This is a genomic window from Dactylosporangium sp. NPDC005572 (genome assembly GCF_040605515.1).
GTDB lineage: Bacteria > Actinomycetota > Actinomycetes > Mycobacteriales > Micromonosporaceae > Dactylosporangium.
The window spans coordinates 114,517-130,782 of record NZ_JBEXCY010000010.1 but is presented as its reverse complement, the minus strand read 5'-3'; the positions used below and the strand labels follow the sequence as shown (position 1 = coordinate 130,782).

Here is a 16,266-nt window from a genome sequence, read left to right as displayed (position 1 = left end):
GCACCGCGAGCCGAGCACCGCGAGCCGAGCACCGCGAGCCGAGCACCGCGAGCCGAGCACCGCGAGCCGAAGGTGTGACTGGCGCTGCGTCTGGCCGGGCCGTACACCCTCCGAGCGGTCCGTCAGAGGTCTTCCGGCGCGGGGCGGCGGTCCATGGCCGTCCAGGGGTCGCGGGCCGGGTGCTCCTGGCCCGCCGGGCAGGACTTGCGGTAGTCGCACCAGGAGCACCACGAACCCGAGGCCGTCGGGAACGCCGTGTCCGGGTCGGTGCCCTCCTGCACGGCGGCCTCGGCGGCCAGGATGTCGGCCGCCGTCTCCTCGGCGCGGCGGAGGTGGCGGTCCAGGGACTCCCGGGTGTGGTCGTGCGCGGCCACCGTGCCCGACGGCAGGTGGTGGAGCTCGACGCGGCGGCACGGGCGGCGGAAGACGCGCTCGGCGGCGATCGCATACAGGGCCAGGGCGCGCGAGCCGCGTGCCTCGTCCGGGGTCGTCGGGGTGCGGCCGGTCTTGTAGTCGACGATGACCAGCTCATCGCCGCGCTGGTCGATGCGGTCCACGCGGCCGGACAGGGCCAGCGTCTCGGTGCGGGCGGCCACCGTGCGCTCGACGCCCACGGGCTCGTCGTGGGGGTCGAGCGAGTCCACGTAGGACTCCAGCCAGGTCAGGGCGCGGCGGAAGACCTCGCGCTCCTGCTCCTCGTCGCGATAGCCCTCCTTGACCCAGGTCGCCTGGAGGAGCTTCGGCAGGACGGACGGGGTGCGGCGCTCGGGATCCAGCGCATACCAGCTGCGGAGGGCTGTGTGCACCGAGGCACCCAGCGAGTTGTGCGCCCACGGCGGGCCCTTGGGCGGGGACGGGCGGTCGACGTAGGAGAACCGGTAGCGACGCGGGCAGTCCTCGTAGCTGCCCAGCTTGCTGGGCGTGCAGGTGAACAGCCGCCGGGGCGGGGCGAAGAGGCCGAGCTGCTCCATGTCCACACCCAGATCCTGCCACCCAGGTACGACAAAACCGGAATCAGTGGGGCTGGTGCAGGTACTCGGTCACGAAGGCCCCGATGGAGTCGGCCAGGAGCTGCACGGCGATGGCCGCGACGAGCAGGCCGGCGATGCGGGTCAGTACCTCGATGCCGCTCGGGCGCAGGATGCGCACCAGGATGCCCGAGAAGCGCAGGACCAGCCAGACCACCAGCATCACGGCCACGATGCCGACCGCCACGGCCCCGTAGCCCGACCAGTCGTCCGCGCGGCGGACGAAGAGCATCGTCGCCACGATCGCGCCCGGACCCGCCAGCAGCGGCGTGCCGAGGGGCACGAGGGCCACGTTCGAGGTCACCTCGTTGCGCGGGTCGTCCGTCTTGCCGGTCAGCAGCTCGAGCGCGACCAGCAGCAGCAGCAACCCGCCGGCTCCCTGGAGTGCCGGGAGATCGATGTGGAGGTACTGCAGGATCTGCCGGCCGACGAGCGCGAACGCGACGATCACCCCGAACGCCAGGGCGACCGCCTGCAGGGCCGCCTTGTGCCGGTGCTCGCGCGTCATCGTCCCGGTCAGGGCGAGGAAGATCGGCACCGCGCCGGGCGGGTCCAGGATGACGAGCAGGGTGACGAAGACTTCGCCGAGCAGCTTCAGATCCACGGCCGAATTGTCCGCGATCCACCCCCGTCGAACCACCAAGCCTTGACGGCATCGAACTGTGCCCCTACGTTGCCAGTCAACAGTGAAGTTTCCTAACAGTCATGGAGGGTGCATGGGCAAACGCTCGTTCCTGGCCGGGGCCGCGGTCTCCCTCACACTGGCGTCGATCGCGCTCGTGCCGGGCACCGCTTCCGCACACTCGTCACCCCACCAGGACCAGTACAAGCGCGTCGGGTACTTCATCCAGTGGGGCATCTACGGCCGCCAGTACTACGTGAAGAACCTCGAGACGAGTGGCCAGGCCGCTCGCCTGACCCACATCAACTACGCCTTCGGCAACGTCGACGCATCGGGCAAGTGCGCGTCCGCCGACCCGTGGGCCGACTGGCAGCGCCCCGTCAGCGCCGAGGAGAGCGTCGACGGCGTCGCCGACGAGCCCGGCCAGGCGCTCGCCGGCAACTTCAACCAGCTCCTCAAGCTCAAGAAGAAGCACCCCAACCTCAAGGTGCTCCTGTCGCTCGGCGGCTGGACCCTGTCGGCCAACTTCTCCAACGCGGTGCTGACCGACGAGTCCCGCAAGGCCCTGGTCAAGTCCTGCATCGAGACGTTCTGGAACACCGGCGTCTTCGACGGCTTCGACTTCGACTGGGAGTGGCCGGGCTCGGAGGGCAACCCGGGCAACGTGATCCGGCCCGAGGACAAGCAGAACTTCACGCTCATGGTCGCCGAGTTCCGCAAGCAGCTCGGCAAGAAGGCGACGCTGACGGCGTTCCTGCCGGCCAACCCGGTGAAGATCGACGCCGGCTTCGAGGTCAAGAAGATCTTCAAGTACCTCGACTTCGCCACCATCCAGGGGTACGACTTCCACGGCACGTGGGAGACGACCACCAACCAGCAGTCCGCGCTGTTCATCCCGCGGAACAACCCGACCACGCCCGACTTCAGCGGTGCCACCACGCTGAAGGCGTACACCGACCGCGGCGCGCCGAAGAAGGCCCTCGTGCTCGGCATCCCGTACTACGGGCAGGGCTGGACCGGCGTCACCAACGCCAACCGCGGCCTGTTCCAGCCGGCCACCGGCCCGGCGCCCGCCACGTGGGCCGCCGGCAACGAGGACTACAAGGTGCTGGCGACGCTGCCGCAGCAGGGCTACAAGGTGTACCACGACCCGCTGTCCGGCAGCGCATGGCTCTTCAACGGCACCACGTTCTGGACATTCGACGACCCGCTCGTCGTCGCCCAGAAGTCGCTGTACATCCGCCTCGGCGGCTACGGCGGCGCGATGGTGTGGTCGCTCGACGGCGACGACGCCAACGGCACGCTGACCAAGACGATCTACACGACCCTCCGCTAGGAGGAGCAAGCCCCCTCGCCGCGGCGCCGCAGGGTCACCGGTGCCGCGGCGAGGCCCCTACCAGGGCCGCGATCCCGTCGAGCACGCGCTCCAGCCCGAACTCGTAGGCCCGCAGCGGGTCACCCGCGCCGTACTCCTCGCCGGCCGTCTGCCCCACCCGGGCGGCCGTCGGCCAGCGGTCGGGGTCGAGGACCTCCCCGAGCAGCGGGCCGTAGGTGCTCCACCACTCCTCCTCGGTCATGCCGGTGCGGGCCTCCGCCTGGTCGGCCTGCACGACCGCCCGGGCCGCGCCCGCCACGTAGTTGAGCACGAGGGTCAACAGCATGTCGGTGTGGATGTCGGACAGCCCGGCGCCGTCGAAGGCCCGCAGCTCGAAGTCGTACTTCGCGATGACGTTCGGGCCGAGCACCGGCCGTGTGGTGGCGACCTCGAGCAGCCACGGATGCCTGCGGTACAACTCCCAGTTGTTCCTGGCGACCTCGTGCAGCCGGTCCCGCCATCCGGACGTCACGAACGTCGGCGGGACGGCCTCCGCGCATACCGTGTCGACCATGACGTCGAGCAGTTCGGCCTTGCTCGGCACGTAGGTGTACAGCGACATGGCCGTGACGCCGAGCTGCTCGGCCACCCGGCGCATGGAGACGGCCGGCAGGCCCTCCGCGTCGGCCAGCGACACCGCCACCGCCACGATCCCGGCGACCGTGAACTTCGGCTTCGGCCCCCGCTTCGGCGCCGGGCCGGTGCCCCACAGCAGCTCGATGCTGCGCCGCGGATCGCCCGAGCCGCTGTACGCCTCGGTGGTCACCCCACCACGTCGCTTCCGGAGGCGGCGGCGACGATCCGCTCCAGCACCGCGGGCCGCGTGGTCCGGGCACCGAGCCGGACGGTCTTGTTGTGGCCGTGATAGTCGCTGGAGCCGGTGACGACCAGCCCGAGCTCACCGGCGAGGGCGCGGACGTGCTGCTGCTCCTCGGGCGTGTGGTCGGTGTGGTCGGCCTCCAGCCCGAACAGGCCGGCGCCGGCCATCTCGACGATGAGGGAGTCGGGCACGACCGGGCCGCGCGTCGTCGCGCGCGGGTGGGCGAAGACGGGCACGCCGCCCGCCCCCTGGACGAGACGGAGCGCCATGAAGACGTCCATGTCCTCCTTGGGCACGCGGTACCGCCGCCCGAGCCACTCCGGCTCGAACGCCTCCGACACCGTGCCGACGAGGCCGCGGCGGATCAGGGCCTGGGCCAGGTGCGGCCGGCCGACGGTGCCGCCCGCGGCGTGCTGGAGCACCTCGTCCCAGGTGACGTCGATGCCGTCGGCCTGGAGCAGGTCGACCATCCGCTCGGCGCGGGTCTCGCGGGACAGCCGCACCCGGGCCAGTTCGGTCGCGAGCGCCGGCTCGGCGGGGTCGAACAGGTAGGCGAGCAGGTGCAGCGAGATCGGCCACGGCCCACCGTGCCACCGGCACGACAGCTCGGCCCCCGGCACGAGGGTGAGCCCGGCCGGGCGGGCGGCGATCGCCGCGGGCCACCCGGCCGTCGTGTCGTGGTCGGTGAGCGCGACGACGTCGAGCCCGGCCGCGGCCGCCTCGGCGACCAGCTCGGCCGGGGTCGACGTCCCGTCGCTCGCCGTCGAATGGGCGTGGAGATCGATCCGCACCCGATCCAGGGTAGTCAGCCGGTGGCGCTGGGCGTGGCGCCGGTCGTCGTCAGCGGCTCGATGAGCACCACGCCGTCGCTCGTCTGGTCGAGGTTCTCGGACTTGCCGTCGGGGTACAGCGCCTGGAACCGCGTCCCGTTGTCCACCAGGAACGTCGTGGCGTTGAGCCACACCGTCTTGGTGGTGACCGTGAGGTCCCAGAGCACGGGCGGCTTGCTGCCGGGGGTGAAGACCGAGGTCAGGTCGAGCATCGCGACCTGCTTCTGACCCTCGACGGGGTAGGCGAGCCAGTGCCCGTCGGGCGAGATCCGGCTGCCGGCCTTCGCCGCCCTCGGCAGGCCGCAGGTGCGGTTCTTCACCTTGAACGGCTGCGCGAGCGACAACAGCGCCAGGCACATGGCCTGCTCGTTGGTCTGGGCCCGCACCTCGGCATAGATGCTCTTGCCGTCCGGGTGGGCGCCGAAGACCCGCAGGACGCTCTGGTCCCACTTCTCTTCATATTTCCGGCTCGTGTACCACACGTCGAACGCGCTGCCGTCCTCCTTGCCCAGGACGAGGTCGTGCCCGACGAACACGACCGGGACCGCGGTCGCCGGCACGTCGGTGGTGTTGCTCTTGGTCAGCTGCTGCGTGTCGTCACTGCGCGTGGCGACGGTCATCGTCCCCTCGTCGGCCCACGCGACCTGATCGCCCTCGTTGTCGACGGCGATGTCGTGCGCCTCCTCGACGAGCACCTGCTGCTTGTTCTTGTCGTTCTGCAGGACGAGCTGCTTGTCGCCGTCGGGCTGGTTGTTGATCACCAGATAGCCGTCCTTCGCCTGGTAGGCGGCGGCGACCGAGCCTCTCTCGGGGAACTGGATGCGCACGGTCTTGGTGGGCTGCGCGGTCCCGGTGTAGCCGTCGACCTCGCGGGCCGCCTGCGGCGGCACGGCGGTGCTCGTGGGGGCCTGCGACGGCACGTCGGTGCGCGGCGGCAGGGCCAGGTCGTCGGCCGGGCCGGCGCCGCCCGGGTGCTGCGGGCTGACGATCTGGAACACGGCGAGGGCGGCCAGCGCCAGCACCACGATCCCGGCGAGCCCGCCGGTCACCGCCCGCTGCCGTCGGCGGATCCGTCCGGCGCCACGAATGGCGGCATCGGCGATCTCGTCCAGCGACCCGGGTGGCGTCGAGCCAACCTTGGCCGCGAACGTATCGCGGAGTGCGTCTTCCAGCATGGTCACGTCCCCAGTCCCACTTCCACGGGCTCGTCAACTACAGCGGCAGGCCGCGGAATCGTCACGGTTGGCGGCCTGGCCGGCTGCACACGAGCGGCCGGCTCGACACCCTCGGCGCTCAGACGCTGGCGGAGGGTGGCGAGTGCCCGGGAGGCCTGGCTCTTCACGGTGCCGACCGAGACGCCGAGGAGCCGGGCGGTCTCCGCCTCGGACTGGTCCTCGTAGAACCGCAGCACCAGCACGGCCCGCTGCCGGTTGGGCAGCGCGCGCACGTGGCGCCACAGAGCGTCGCGCTCGAGGGTCTCCTCGAGCTTGTCGGCGGCCGGGCTCTCCGGGAGTACTTCGGTCGGGCGTTCACCGTGCCAGCGCCGCCTCCACCAGCTGGTGGAGGTGTTCACGAGCACGCGCCTGGCGTAGGGCTCGACCGCATCGATGTGGCCGAGCCGTTTCCAGGCGAGGAAGGTCTTGGTCAGCGCGATCTGTAACAGATCCTCAGCGGTTGCCCAGTCTCCCGCCAGCAGATACGCGGTGCGCAACAACGCACCGGATCGCTGTGCAACGAACTCACGGAACTCTTCCTCACGGAATACCGCCTCGTCCGGCACCGCCGCTCCCCTCCCCCGACCGCCCACGTTCGAAGACGCGGTGGGGGTGGGTCACGGTTGCAGCCGACCGGAAGATTTTTCCGGGCGATCTGTCAGGTGCCGTCATCCTCGCTGGTCGCCGCGCGCCCGAGCCGCGCCTCGACGGCCTCCGGCTCGTACATCTCCTCGACGATCCGCAGATAGAGCTCATTCGGATTGGGCAGGTTGCGAATGTTTCGCAGCGCCTGGTCCTGACCCGCGGACTCCAGCTCGAAATGCCCGTATCCGAACATGCGGCCGGTCAATGACTGCACGTATTTCATGTCGGTGACCCGCAGCAACGGCATCATGGCCACATTGCGCGTGAAAATCCCCGAAACGACCATGACCCGCTTGTTGGTGAGGATGAAGCGGTCATACCACCAGTCGGCGACGCGCCATGCGCACCACAGGATGACGAGGGCCCAGATGATGAGGACCGCGGTGCGCAGCTGGGTCTGGTTGTGTTTGGTCAGCCAGCCGGCGACGTAGCCCATCGCGATGGTGGCACCGATCGCGACCAGGCCCTCCTTGGCCAGCTGGATCCAGTGCCGCTTCCACTCGCCGCGGAACTTCTCGGTCGGGAAGAGGTAGCGGGCGGCGTGCCGGCTCGCCTCCTCGTCGAGGGGCGCGACGCGGCTGCCGACCGGGACCGGGCGGGCCTCACCGCCGCGCAGGCCCGCGAACTCGTCCTCGGTGAACGAGGGCGGCCCGTCATAGCGGGCCCGGTCGGCGTAGACGCCGTCGGTCAGCGGGTCGTAGGGCGCGTCGTCGAAGTCTTCGGGATAGCTGGGCGCCGAGGGGGGCTCGCTCGGCCGGGCGCGCGGGATCGGCTCCGTGTCACGATCTTCGAAGCGGCGCGAACGCCCTTCGTCCTCGGGAGGCTCGGGCCCGGTGGTCATGGCGGTCAGGCAACCAGGCTGGAGAAGAAGTCACCGAAGCCGATGGCGATGTCCATGATCCCGCCACCGATGGACTTGAAAACCTCCGCCGCGGACTGCGGCCGATATGCCACGAAGAAGATGAGGAAGGCAATGCTTCCCCAGGTGAGGACCTTCTTTACCATCGCCGTCAATCCCCTCTCGCTACAACGTCGTGCACCCCCGTTGCAGCGAACTCAGCGTATCAGTCGCCCGGCTGACGGTTAAGGTTTGCCGCGCCGACATCGACTCGGACCTTGATCCTAGTCGCGAGTGTCTACGCCTTGCCGTGAAGATAGGGCGACGGCGCGCCGAAGACGAGATGGGTTGGCACATCGTCAGTGAGATCGTGCAGGTCAAGCCCTTCCTCGAGGAGATATCCGGCGGCGGCCGGCCAGGTCACCACGTAGATCCACATGCCCATCGCCTCACCGACGTAGGCGCAGCGATCCTCGGGTGATTTGGCCATCCACAGCGGGGTCGGCCAGCCCGCCGCCCGCACCTTCGCGTGGGCGGTCGTGGTCGCCAGGTCACCGTCGAAGAACGGGCCGGGATCGGTGCCCGGCATGCCGGCGAAGCGGTTGCCCAGGCCGACGCCCGGCTCCTCCGCCACGATCACGCAGTCGGCCGGCCCGTGCTCGACGGGGCCGGGTCCGCTGCAGGCCAGGGCGGTCGCACGGTACCCCGAGCGCTCGTCACCGACCACCCCCACGCCGGTCACCGTCCAGCCGGTGGGCAGCGGCCAGGGGCACCACATCGGCGTGGGCCGCCGGTCGCCGTTGCGCTGGGCCGCGGCGACGAGCTTGGCGCGGGTGGCCTCCACGATCTCCGGCCCGATGTGGTGGGCCACGTGCAACGGCAGGACAGCGCCGTCGTCATCGCACCGCCACTCGGTGTGCATCAGGTCCGGCGGCCGCACCGGACCGCCACAACGGGGACAGCTGACTGCGACGCCCATATACCCACGGTAAGGGCTCCGGAGCCGGGTTGGAGCACCCTTGGGCTACTGGTTTCCGTGCTCGCGGATCCAGGCGTGCATCGCGATGCCGCTGGCGACACCGGCGTTGATCGAGCGGGTCGAGCCGTACTGCGCGATCGAGTACACCGTCCGGCACGCCAGCCGGGCCGGCTCGGACAGCCCGGGCCCCTCCTGGCCGAACAGCAGCACGCAGCGCCGCGGCAGGCGGGCCCGCTCCAGCGGCAGCGCGCCCGGGAGGTTGTCGATCCCGACGAGCGGCAGGTCCTCGGCCTCGGTCCAGGCCAGGAACTCCTCCACGGTGGCGTGGTGGCGCACGTGCTGGTAGCGATCGGTGACCATGGCACCCCGCCGGTTCCATCGCCGCCGCCCGACGATGTGCACCTCGGCCGCCAGGAACGCGTTGGCGTTGCGCACGACGGTGCCGATGTTCAGGTCGTGCTGCCAGTTCTCGATGGCCACGTGGAAGCCGTGCCGGCGGGTGTCGAGGTCGGCGACGATCGCGTCGAGGCGCCAGTAGCGGTACCGGTCGACGACGTTGCGCCGATCACCCTCGGCGAGCAGGTCGGGGTCGTAGTGCGGCTCGTCCGGCCAGGGCCCCGGCCAGGGACCCACGCCCACCGCGAACTCGACGTCTGGCTCCATCGCCGCAGACGGTACTAGCCGGCCAAGAGCCGAAGGCCGCGGCCCAAGGAAAAGCCGCCCAGAAGTCGAAGGCCACGGCCCAGGAAAACGCGGCCCGAGGAAAATGGAGGCCGGCCGGATGAGAAGGCTGTTCAGCTCACCCGACCGGCGTCCCAGGACCGCGCCGGTGCGCCGGGGGTTTCAGCGGCGCAGGGCACGGGCCAGCTCTTGGCCGATCGCGTTGACGAACCGCCGCTCGGCCAGCTGCACGTCGATGCCGCCCAGCCGGAGCACGCCCGGCTGCCAGGCGGCGCGGCCGACGCTCGCAGCGATGTCCATGAGCCACTCGCCGTAGGCGTGGGCGACGTCGGCGCCCAGTCGCTCGTCCAGCAGCCGCACGGCGTGGCCGCAGTCCGCCAGTACCGTGGAAGCGTCCGCCGACCGTGCGTCGATGTCGGCGTCGGTGAGCTGCTCGGCGAAGATGGCGGCGACCACCCCGCGCACCAGCAGGGCGCGCGACCGCTGACCGGCGGCGATGGCCTCGACGCCGGCGACGGCGTCCACCTGCTCGTCCCCCGCACAGGCGGCGACGAGCACGCAACGGGGAAGCCGGACGAGCAGGTCCCACTCCGCCCGCCGCAGGGGCAGGTCGACGCGGGTCAAGTGGCTGGATGCGGACTGGCTCGGCATGACAACCTCCCACAACGAGCGTATGCCGAGAATTCCGCGGATTGCGGGCAAATTGACCGGTTGACCCCTGACCGCGCACGCCGTCTGGAACGGTCGCCCGAGGTACTTGAGATCAGCCGGTCTGCACCATGCAGCCCCAGCCGTCGTAGAGCCCGTCGTGGCGCTCGACGACGCCCCGGACCTTCCAGGTGACCTCGTGCAGGGCGGGCGGCTCGACGGCGTCGCTGCGGATCGCCTGGAGCACGAAATCGCCCTCGTCGCCGCGCTCGACGGTGACTGCGAAGCCGTCGGTGCGCAGATCCTGGGCGGCGACCTCGGCGCGGTCGGGGTCGGGGAAGTAGGCGAGGAACTCCACGGCCCGCGGGGTGCTGAGCCGGTCGCCGTGCGCCTCGAGCTCCTGCACCACCTGGTTGTCGTCCATGATGTTGCGCTGCCAGGCGTCGGGGGTCAGCTGCTCCCGGACCCGGGTCCAGCCCGGATCCGGCGTCAGCGTGGTCTCCGGGGTCAGGCCGGGCACGTCGGCGAGGGGTGGCGGGCTCGCGCCGTCGGGCAGGTAGCCGGTGATGCGGCCGGTGTTGCCGGACAGGACCCGGCCGACAAGCGCTCCCTTGACCGTGCGCAGCGCCTGCCGTACCGCCTCGTCCAGAGCGTGGATCGCGCCGAGCTCGGCGGCGTCGGGCATGCCGGTCGCGCCCTCGCCCTTGTACCGGAACTCGACGTCCAGCCGGCGCGGCAGCCGGGCGACCGGGGCGGCCTCCACCGCGCCGAGGTCGATGTTGTACATCGCGAGATGGCCGCCGACCTCGCCGGGGTACACCGCCCAGCGCTCGACCCATGCCTGTTCCCGACCCAGCAGCCTGCGGAGCAAACCCACAGCCGTCCTCCCTGACGAACTACGGTCTGGGCTCCGGAAAGCTCGGCATCTCCGGGCCCGCGTGCGACTTCTTGGGCACCATCACCCGGCGCCGGAAGACGCAGACAAGGGTGCCGTCCTGCTTGTAGCCCTTGGTCTCCACGGTTACGACGCCGCGGTCATCTTTCGACGCCGACTCGCGCTTGTCCAGCACGACGGTCTCGCCGTAGACGGTGTCGCCGTGAAAGGTCGGCGCGGTGTGCCGCAGCGACTCGACCTCCAGGTTGGCGATGGCCCGGCCGGACACGTCGGGCACCGACATGCCCAGCAGGATCGAGTACACGTAGTTGCCGACCACCACGTTGCGCTTGAACTGCGTCGACGTCTCCGCGTAGTGGGCGTCGATGTGCAGCGGGTGATGGTTCATCGTCAGCAGGCAGAACAGATGGTCGTCCGCCTCCGTGACCGTCTTGCCGGGCCAGTGCCGGTAGACCGCGCCGACGTCGAATTCCTCGTAGTATCGGCCGAACTGCATCTTTCGCTCCTCCGATGTCGGTGGCTCTCGGCCGAAGCATGCAGGGCGCCCCGGGAGGCCGGGTAGCGAAAGTGACCAACTGTGCGGAAACGCAGTGAGCGGCGGGGCCCTCCCTGGCGCCCGCCGCCCACGCTCTGTGATGAGTATCTTGGTCCTATCGATGGGTAAATCGCAACGCTCCGTATAGAGACGCAAGTCACAGTTACCAAAATGAGACCTTTATTGAGCGCTGTCACTACGGATTGTGGCGTCACTCTCACTACACAGCGTGATAGCTCCCCGAAGCTGGGACATACCCGGTTGGTACCGGACGGTAAAGTCTGGCGCCGATGGAACGCCTGACTTCGCGGGGGCGCGCGGGCCGGTTGGTCGCCGCGCTGGTGTTCGGCGTCCTGACGCTGCTCGGGTCCACCGTCGGCAACGACTGGTGGTTCCCGTTCTCGCCGATGCGCCAGTTCTCCAACGCCGACCCGCCCAACGAGCCGGTCGCGGTGCTGCGCACCGACGGCGTCGACGCCACCGGCCGCCGCATCCAGCTCAACGAGCGCAACGCCGGGGTGCGCCGGGCCGAGATCGAGTCCCAGGTCGAGCGGTTCAAGCAGGACCCGTCGCTGCTGCGCTCGATCCAGGACGCGTATGCGGCCCGCAACCCCGGTCAGCCACCCCTCGTGGAGGTCGACATCATCGAGGAGCGGCACCACCTGCACAACGCCCAGCCGACCGGCGAGATCACCGAGGTGGTGCTGGCTCGATGGCGGCCCTGACGAAATGGCTCTTCGCTCCGGTACCGAAGGGGCGGATCGCGGCCTTCCGCACGCTGGTCTACGCGTTCGTCGCGCTGGACGTCACGTTCTTCAGCGGCTGGATCCGCTCCCACGCCGACCTGCCGCAGAACCTCTACCAGCCGCTCGTGATCGGCGACCTGCTGCACCTCCCCGCACCCAACCGGGTGATCGTCGACGCGACGTTCTTCGCCCTGATCCCGCTGTCGCTGCTGGCCGCGACGGGCCGTGCGCACCGCCTCCTCGGCTGGTCGGTGTTCATCCTGTACCTCGAGTGGATGATCATCGCGATGAGCTACGGCAAGATCGACCATGACCGGTTCGGCCTGCTGGTCGCCCTGGCCGTGCTGCCGACGGCCGGCCGCGCCCGCCACGGCGAGACCGCGTTGACGGAGGCGGGCGGCTTCGCGCTGCGCCTGACCCAGGTCGGGGTCGTCTGCACGTACTTCCTGGCCGCGGTGGCCAAGCTGCGCGACGGCGGCCTGGCCTGGTTCACGGGGGCGACGCTGACGCGCGCCTTCATCCGCCGCGGCACGGACCTCGCGCACTGGTTGCTGAACATTCCGGGGTTCACCGTCGCCGGCCAGTTCGGGATCATGGGCTTCGAGCTGCTGAGCCCGGTGGTGTTCTTCGTCAAGCCGCGGGTGCGATACGCGTTGATCTTCGGCTTCTACCTGTTCCACCTGTTCACGTTCAGCCTGATCACCATCTCGTTCATCCCGCACCAGGTGGCGATGGCGAGCTTCCTGCCGCTGGAGAAGGTGACCCCGGTGGTGTGGGTGCGCCGCCTGGTCGCCCCTTCCAGAGAGGTGGCGTGATCCGCGATGTCGGTGTGGCTGACGCTGATCAAGCTGGACCCGGCACTGCTGCCGGCGACGCCGTCATTCCTGGAGTCGCTGTTCTTCGACTCGCCGGCGTCGAAGGGGATCAATCCGGACGAGGACGTGCTGGGCATCGACAACTTCGACGACCTGGTCGACCTGGCCGACCCGTCGTCCCCGCACCCGTGGATCGCCCGGGCCACCAGGGGCACGGGGACGGCGCAGATCGACTGCGGCCTGCGCTATTGGGGCGCGTTCGTGCACGATCCGGCGGCGGTGGCGCAGATCGCGGCGAACCTGCCGAACTCGATCGAACTGGCGCTGGAGGCCGCCGAGGACTTCGAGTTCGACCAGGACTTCGACGACGTGCGGGCGTTCTACCGCCGGGCCGCCCGCGAGGGCAGAGCGGTGGTCGGCGGCGCCCACTGATCCGGACCCGCCCATGATCAAGGGAAACTTCTGGCTGCCATGACAGCCAAATCCTTCCCTTGATCATGGGCCAGGCGATCGACGGGCTCGCCACACCGGCCAAAACGGGCAGTCAGGGCCCTGCCATCGGTCGGCGACCTCGGCGTCAGGCCGAACGGGCCGGGTGGTTCGCCGGGAGGGCGCAGGCCGCTGTCCCGCCGGGCATGCGGTGGCGGTTGCGGGCGACCCAGCGGTACACCGGCCAGGCCAGCGCCGTGATCGGGCGGAAGCCCAGCACCGCGCCGGCCAGGCGCCACGGGAGCGCGGACCGGCGCAGCAGGTCGGCGATCGCGGCCGGGCCCGCCGTCAGCGGGTGGCCGGGAGCCACGTAGTAGACCGCCGAGCTCACTTCGGCCTCCGTCACGCCCAAGGCGTCGAGGTCCGCGAACTGCCAGGCGACGACGTCAGCACGTGGCCTGATGCGGTTCTCGATGAAGCGGGCGCATGATGAACAGAAGGCGCAGTCCCCGTCGAAGAGGAAGGTCGGCCGGTCCATGGTTTCATCATGGATCATCCAGACCGCTGCGCCGGGGTGAGCCCGGCCACCGGTTGGGAATGCCGGTAAGGGGTATGCGGTTACAACGGTGCGTACCCGACGCGACGTCCGAGAAGGATCGGAGCTTCTAGCATGGCGACCGTAGACCTGACCGTGGAGAACTTCGCCGAGAAGGTCGGCAGCGAGGGCATCACCCTCGTCGACTTCTGGGCGGACTGGTGTGGGCCGTGTAAGCGGTTCGCGCCCGTGTACGAGCGGGTGTCGGAGAAGAACCCCGACATCACGTTCGGCAAGGTGGACACGGAGGCTGAGCAGCAGCTGGCGATGGAGTTCAACATCCGCTCCATCCCGACGCTCCTGATCGTCCGGGACGGCGTGGCGCTGTACTCCGAGCCCGGCGCACTGCCGGAGCAGGCGCTCGAGTCGCTCATCCAGCAGGCCCGCGACCTGGACATGGACGAGGTCCGGGCCAAGGTCGCCGAGGCCGCCGCCGCGGACGCCGAAGCGTAATCACCAGCGCACCCTGCGCCACCACACGCGCGGGGTGCTTGCATCCTGTTCGTACGCGTGTTCGAATGAACCCGTGCGATGGGACAACCTGAAGGCGACTGGCGGTCCCGGCACCGGTGACACCGGGCAGTCGCGAGTGCTTCCGCTCGCGCTGCCCGGGGCCGTCGCCCGCACCTTCGACACGCCCGAGTTCCGGGGCGTCACGTTCTACGAGGTGCGCGCAAAGTCCCTGGTCAACCGAGTGTCGGGCACCTCCCGGGTGCCGTTCGAATGGACGATCAACCCCTATCGGGGCTGCTCACACGCGTGTGTCTACTGCCTGACCGGCGACACCGCCATCCTCATGGCCGACGGGACGACCCGCCCGCTGGCCGACCTCTCCGTCGGCGACGAGATCGTGGGCACGGTGCGCGACGGGCGCCTCCGGCGGTACGTGACGACCAAGGTCCTCGCCCACTGGTCGACCGTGAAGCCGGCGCACCGGGTGACGCTCGCCGACGGCACCACGCTGATCGCCTCGGGCGACCACCGGTTCCTGTCCGACCGCGGCTGGAAGCACGTCACCGGCGCGCGGCACGGGCGCAGCCGCCGCCCCCACCTGACGACCGCCAACCGGCTCACCGGGTTCGGGGCGCTGCCGGAGCGGCCGGTGGAGGGCGAGGAGTATCGGCGGGGGTATCTGTGCGGCTTCGTCAACGGCGACGGCCACGTCGGGCCGGTCGCCGCCGAAGCGCTGCGCCGCGCCCGGGCCTATGCGGCGGCCTGCGGGGGGCTGCACGCGATGGCCGGCGGCGACCGGGAGTTCGCCGGGGCCAGCGTGCGCGACGCCAGCGCCGTGCTCGAGTGGCCCGAGGCGCCGACGCGGGGGTGGCGCCAGGGGTTCGTGGCCGGGCTGTTCGACGCGGCCGGCGCAATGGCCGACGGCCTGCCCCGCTTCCACTCGGTCGACAAGGTGGTCGTCGACTGGCTGGTGGAGTGCCTCGCGGTGCTGGGCTTCGCGTGCGTGACCGACGACGTGGGCATGGGCGGCGTGCGGGTGCTCGGCGGCACGCGGGAGCGGGTGCGGTTCGGGCTGCTGTTCGCGCCGGTCACGGCGACCGGCACGGCGGTCGGCGACCTTGTGCGCGGCGACGAGTCGCTGCGGGTCACCGCCATCGAGGCGCTGGGCGTCGAGGTGCCGATGTTCGACATCACCACCGGCACCGGCGACTTCATCGCCAACGGCGTGGTGAGCCACAACTGCTTCGCCCGCCGGACCCACACCTATCTCGACCTCGACGCCGGCCACGACTTCGACTCGCAGATCGTGGTGAAGGTCAACGCGGGTGAGGTGCTGCGCCGCGAGCTGTCGGCGAAGAGCTGGCCCGGCGCCCACCTGGCCATGGGCACCAACGTCGACTGCTACCAGCGGGCCGAGGGTCGCTATCGGCTGATGCGCGACATCCTGGCCGCGCTGCGCGACCACGCCAACCCGTTCTCGATCCTCACCAAGGGCACCCTGATCGCCCGCGACCTCGACCTGCTCAAGCAGGCCGCCGAGGTGACCAGCGTGAGCGTGTCGATGTCGATCGGGTTCCTCGACGAGGCCCTCTGGCGCTCGGTCGAGCCCGGCACGCCGAGCCCGCGGCGCCGCCTCGACGTCGTCCGGCGGTTCGCCGACGAGGGCTTCCGGGTCGGCGTGCTGATGGCGCCCATCCTGCCCGGCCTGACCGACACCGCCGAGTCGATCGACGCCACCGTCGCCGAGCTGGCGGCGGCGGGCGCCGCCTCCGTCGTGCCGATCACGCTGCACCTGCGCCCCGGCGCCCGCGAGTGGTATCAGGGGTGGCTCGCCCGCGAGCATCCGCACCTGGTGCCGCAGTATCGGGAGCTGTACGGGGACGGGTTCTACGCCGGCCGCGCGTATCAGCGGGAGGTGTCCGCCCAGGTCCGCATGGCGTCCCGCCGGCACGGGTTACACACCGGCCACACGGGCACCACCCGCATGCCGTCCGCGGACTCCCCGGAGGGCTTCGGCGTGCCCGAGACGGCCGCCCCGCAGCGGTCCGGGCGGGCGACCGCTGGACCCGACGTTGAGCAGCTGACCCTGCTGTGAGGAGTCGGAAGCCGGAGGCCGGG

Annotated in this window: 20 protein-coding genes; 6 read left to right on the top strand and 14 right to left on the bottom strand. The window is 70.4% G+C overall.

Features of this window, described 5'->3' with window-relative positions; translation table 11 throughout:
- Positions 1 to 122 precede the first annotated feature (122 nt).
- On the bottom strand, positions 123 to 971 hold the full coding sequence (locus ABZS66_RS08305; protein WP_354756356.1) for a PD-(D/E)XK nuclease family protein: 849 nt from the start codon (positions 969 to 971) through the stop codon (positions 123 to 125).
- 43 nt (positions 972 to 1,014) lie between these two features.
- A complete protein-coding gene (locus ABZS66_RS08300; protein WP_354756354.1) occupies positions 1,015 to 1,632 on the bottom strand; it encodes a MarC family protein in 618 nt (205 codons plus the stop codon).
- 112 nt (positions 1,633 to 1,744) lie between these two features.
- On the opposite strand from ABZS66_RS08300, the gene ABZS66_RS08295 reads away from it, so the two are divergent.
- A complete protein-coding gene (locus tag ABZS66_RS08295) occupies positions 1,745 to 2,986 on the top strand; it encodes a glycoside hydrolase family 18 protein (protein ID WP_354756353.1) in 1,242 nt (413 codons plus the stop codon).
- Positions 2,987 to 3,020: 34 nt separating this feature from the next.
- Here ABZS66_RS08295 and ABZS66_RS08290 read toward each other — a convergent pair whose 3' ends face one another.
- The 11 genes from ABZS66_RS08290 to ABZS66_RS08240 form a co-directional block, all read right to left on the bottom strand.
- On the bottom strand, positions 3,021 to 3,791 hold the full coding sequence (locus ABZS66_RS08290; protein WP_354756351.1) for a TetR/AcrR family transcriptional regulator: 771 nt from the start codon (positions 3,789 to 3,791) through the stop codon (positions 3,021 to 3,023).
- Positions 3,788 to 4,636 carry a PHP domain-containing protein gene (locus tag ABZS66_RS08285; protein ID WP_354756349.1) on the bottom strand — a complete coding sequence of 283 codons (849 nt, stop codon included), beginning with the start codon at positions 4,634 to 4,636 and terminating at the stop codon, positions 3,788 to 3,790. Before ABZS66_RS08285 ends, ABZS66_RS08290 begins: the two co-directional genes overlap by 4 nt.
- 14 nt (positions 4,637 to 4,650) lie before the next feature.
- Positions 4,651 to 5,850 (bottom strand): hypothetical protein, encoded by a 1,200-nt coding sequence (locus tag ABZS66_RS08280; RefSeq protein WP_354756348.1) that lies wholly within the window; start codon positions 5,848 to 5,850, stop codon positions 4,651 to 4,653.
- 2 nt (positions 5,851 to 5,852) lie between these two features.
- Positions 5,853 to 6,455 (bottom strand): SigE family RNA polymerase sigma factor, encoded by a 603-nt coding sequence (locus tag ABZS66_RS08275; RefSeq protein ID WP_238016430.1) that lies wholly within the window; start codon positions 6,453 to 6,455, stop codon positions 5,853 to 5,855.
- A gap of 92 nt (positions 6,456 to 6,547) precedes the next feature.
- The gene (locus ABZS66_RS08270) at positions 6,548 to 7,375 is read right to left on the bottom strand and encodes a PH domain-containing protein (RefSeq protein WP_354756347.1); all 828 of its coding nucleotides are present in this window, start codon (positions 7,373 to 7,375) and stop codon (positions 6,548 to 6,550) included.
- 5 nt (positions 7,376 to 7,380) lie between these two features.
- Positions 7,381 to 7,539, bottom strand: coding sequence for a hypothetical protein (locus ABZS66_RS08265; RefSeq protein ID WP_354756345.1), 159 nt, complete (start codon positions 7,537 to 7,539; stop codon positions 7,381 to 7,383).
- 131 nt (positions 7,540 to 7,670) lie between these two features.
- Positions 7,671 to 8,351, bottom strand: coding sequence for a DUF6758 family protein (locus ABZS66_RS08260; RefSeq protein WP_354756344.1), 681 nt, complete (start codon positions 8,349 to 8,351; stop codon positions 7,671 to 7,673).
- A gap of 45 nt (positions 8,352 to 8,396) precedes the next feature.
- The gene (locus ABZS66_RS08255; protein ID WP_354756342.1) at positions 8,397 to 9,014 is read right to left on the bottom strand and encodes an RNA methyltransferase; all 618 of its coding nucleotides are present in this window, start codon (positions 9,012 to 9,014) and stop codon (positions 8,397 to 8,399) included.
- 180 nt (positions 9,015 to 9,194) lie between these two features.
- On the bottom strand, positions 9,195 to 9,683 hold the full coding sequence (locus ABZS66_RS08250) for a hypothetical protein (RefSeq protein WP_354756340.1): 489 nt from the start codon (positions 9,681 to 9,683) through the stop codon (positions 9,195 to 9,197).
- A 112-nt stretch (positions 9,684 to 9,795) separates the two neighbouring features.
- The gene (locus ABZS66_RS08245) at positions 9,796 to 10,557 is read right to left on the bottom strand and encodes a DUF695 domain-containing protein (RefSeq protein WP_354756339.1); all 762 of its coding nucleotides are present in this window, start codon (positions 10,555 to 10,557) and stop codon (positions 9,796 to 9,798) included.
- A gap of 19 nt (positions 10,558 to 10,576) precedes the next feature.
- A complete protein-coding gene (locus ABZS66_RS08240) occupies positions 10,577 to 11,071 on the bottom strand; it encodes a MaoC family dehydratase (RefSeq protein WP_354756337.1) in 495 nt (164 codons plus the stop codon).
- Positions 11,072 to 11,400: 329 nt separating this feature from the next.
- On the opposite strand from ABZS66_RS08240, the gene ABZS66_RS08235 reads away from it, so the two are divergent.
- From ABZS66_RS08235 to ABZS66_RS08225, 3 genes are read left to right on the top strand one after another with little or no spacing between them, the layout of a single operon-like run.
- Entirely contained in the window at positions 11,401 to 11,835 is a 435-nt protein-coding gene (locus ABZS66_RS08235; protein WP_354756335.1) for a hypothetical protein, read from the top strand.
- Positions 11,823 to 12,671: an MFS transporter permease gene (locus ABZS66_RS08230; RefSeq protein ID WP_354756333.1), complete on the top strand. Its 849-nt coding sequence runs from the start codon at positions 11,823 to 11,825 to the stop codon at positions 12,669 to 12,671. Before ABZS66_RS08235 ends, ABZS66_RS08230 begins: the two co-directional genes overlap by 13 nt.
- Before the next feature lie 6 nt (positions 12,672 to 12,677).
- Entirely contained in the window at positions 12,678 to 13,103 is a 426-nt protein-coding gene (locus ABZS66_RS08225) for a hypothetical protein (RefSeq protein WP_354756332.1), read from the top strand.
- Positions 13,104 to 13,248: 145 nt separating this feature from the next.
- On the opposite strand, the gene ABZS66_RS08220 is transcribed toward ABZS66_RS08225, so the two are convergent.
- On the bottom strand, positions 13,249 to 13,638 hold the full coding sequence (locus tag ABZS66_RS08220; protein WP_354756330.1) for a DCC1-like thiol-disulfide oxidoreductase family protein: 390 nt from the start codon (positions 13,636 to 13,638) through the stop codon (positions 13,249 to 13,251).
- Positions 13,639 to 13,770: 132 nt separating this feature from the next.
- Here ABZS66_RS08220 and trxA point away from each other — a divergent pair, with 132 nt between their 5' ends.
- Together trxA and ABZS66_RS08210 are read left to right on the top strand one after the other, a co-directional pair.
- A complete protein-coding gene (gene trxA / locus ABZS66_RS08215; protein WP_354756328.1) occupies positions 13,771 to 14,148 on the top strand; it encodes a thioredoxin in 378 nt (125 codons plus the stop codon).
- An 88-nt stretch (positions 14,149 to 14,236) separates the two neighbouring features.
- Positions 14,237 to 16,243, top strand: coding sequence for an intein-containing Rv2578c family radical SAM protein (locus ABZS66_RS08210; protein WP_354756374.1), 2,007 nt, complete (start codon positions 14,237 to 14,239; stop codon positions 16,241 to 16,243).
- Positions 16,244 to 16,266 lie beyond the last annotated feature (23 nt).

What these genes read in the sequence shown, in the direction of transcription:
- ABZS66_RS08225 (WP_354756332.1), top strand. Translation starts at nt 12,678, where the DNA reads ATGTCGGTGTGGCTGACGCTGATCAAGCTGGACCCGGCACTGCTGCCG.
- ABZS66_RS08305 (WP_354756356.1), bottom strand. Translation starts at nt 971, where the DNA reads ATGGAGCAGCTCGGCCTCTTCGCCCCGCCCCGGCGGCTGTTCACCTGC.
- ABZS66_RS08250 (WP_354756340.1), bottom strand. Translation starts at nt 9,683, where the DNA reads ATGCCGAGCCAGTCCGCATCCAGCCACTTGACCCGCGTCGACCTGCCC.
- ABZS66_RS08260 (WP_354756344.1), bottom strand. Translation starts at nt 8,351, where the DNA reads ATGGGCGTCGCAGTCAGCTGTCCCCGTTGTGGCGGTCCGGTGCGGCCG.
- ABZS66_RS08280 (WP_354756348.1), bottom strand. Translation starts at nt 5,850, where the DNA reads ATGCTGGAAGACGCACTCCGCGATACGTTCGCGGCCAAGGTTGGCTCG.
- trxA (WP_354756328.1), top strand. Translation starts at nt 13,771, where the DNA reads ATGGCGACCGTAGACCTGACCGTGGAGAACTTCGCCGAGAAGGTCGGC.
- ABZS66_RS08240 (WP_354756337.1), bottom strand. Translation starts at nt 11,071, where the DNA reads ATGCAGTTCGGCCGATACTACGAGGAATTCGACGTCGGCGCGGTCTAC.
- ABZS66_RS08265 (WP_354756345.1), bottom strand. Translation starts at nt 7,539, where the DNA reads ATGGTAAAGAAGGTCCTCACCTGGGGAAGCATTGCCTTCCTCATCTTC.
- ABZS66_RS08270 (WP_354756347.1), bottom strand. Translation starts at nt 7,375, where the DNA reads ATGACCACCGGGCCCGAGCCTCCCGAGGACGAAGGGCGTTCGCGCCGC.
- ABZS66_RS08230 (WP_354756333.1), top strand. Translation starts at nt 11,823, where the DNA reads ATGGCGGCCCTGACGAAATGGCTCTTCGCTCCGGTACCGAAGGGGCGG.
- ABZS66_RS08255 (WP_354756342.1), bottom strand. Translation starts at nt 9,014, where the DNA reads ATGGAGCCAGACGTCGAGTTCGCGGTGGGCGTGGGTCCCTGGCCGGGG.
- ABZS66_RS08295 (WP_354756353.1), top strand. Translation starts at nt 1,745, where the DNA reads ATGGGCAAACGCTCGTTCCTGGCCGGGGCCGCGGTCTCCCTCACACTG.
- ABZS66_RS08235 (WP_354756335.1), top strand. Translation starts at nt 11,401, where the DNA reads ATGGAACGCCTGACTTCGCGGGGGCGCGCGGGCCGGTTGGTCGCCGCG.
- ABZS66_RS08220 (WP_354756330.1), bottom strand. Translation starts at nt 13,638, where the DNA reads ATGGACCGGCCGACCTTCCTCTTCGACGGGGACTGCGCCTTCTGTTCA.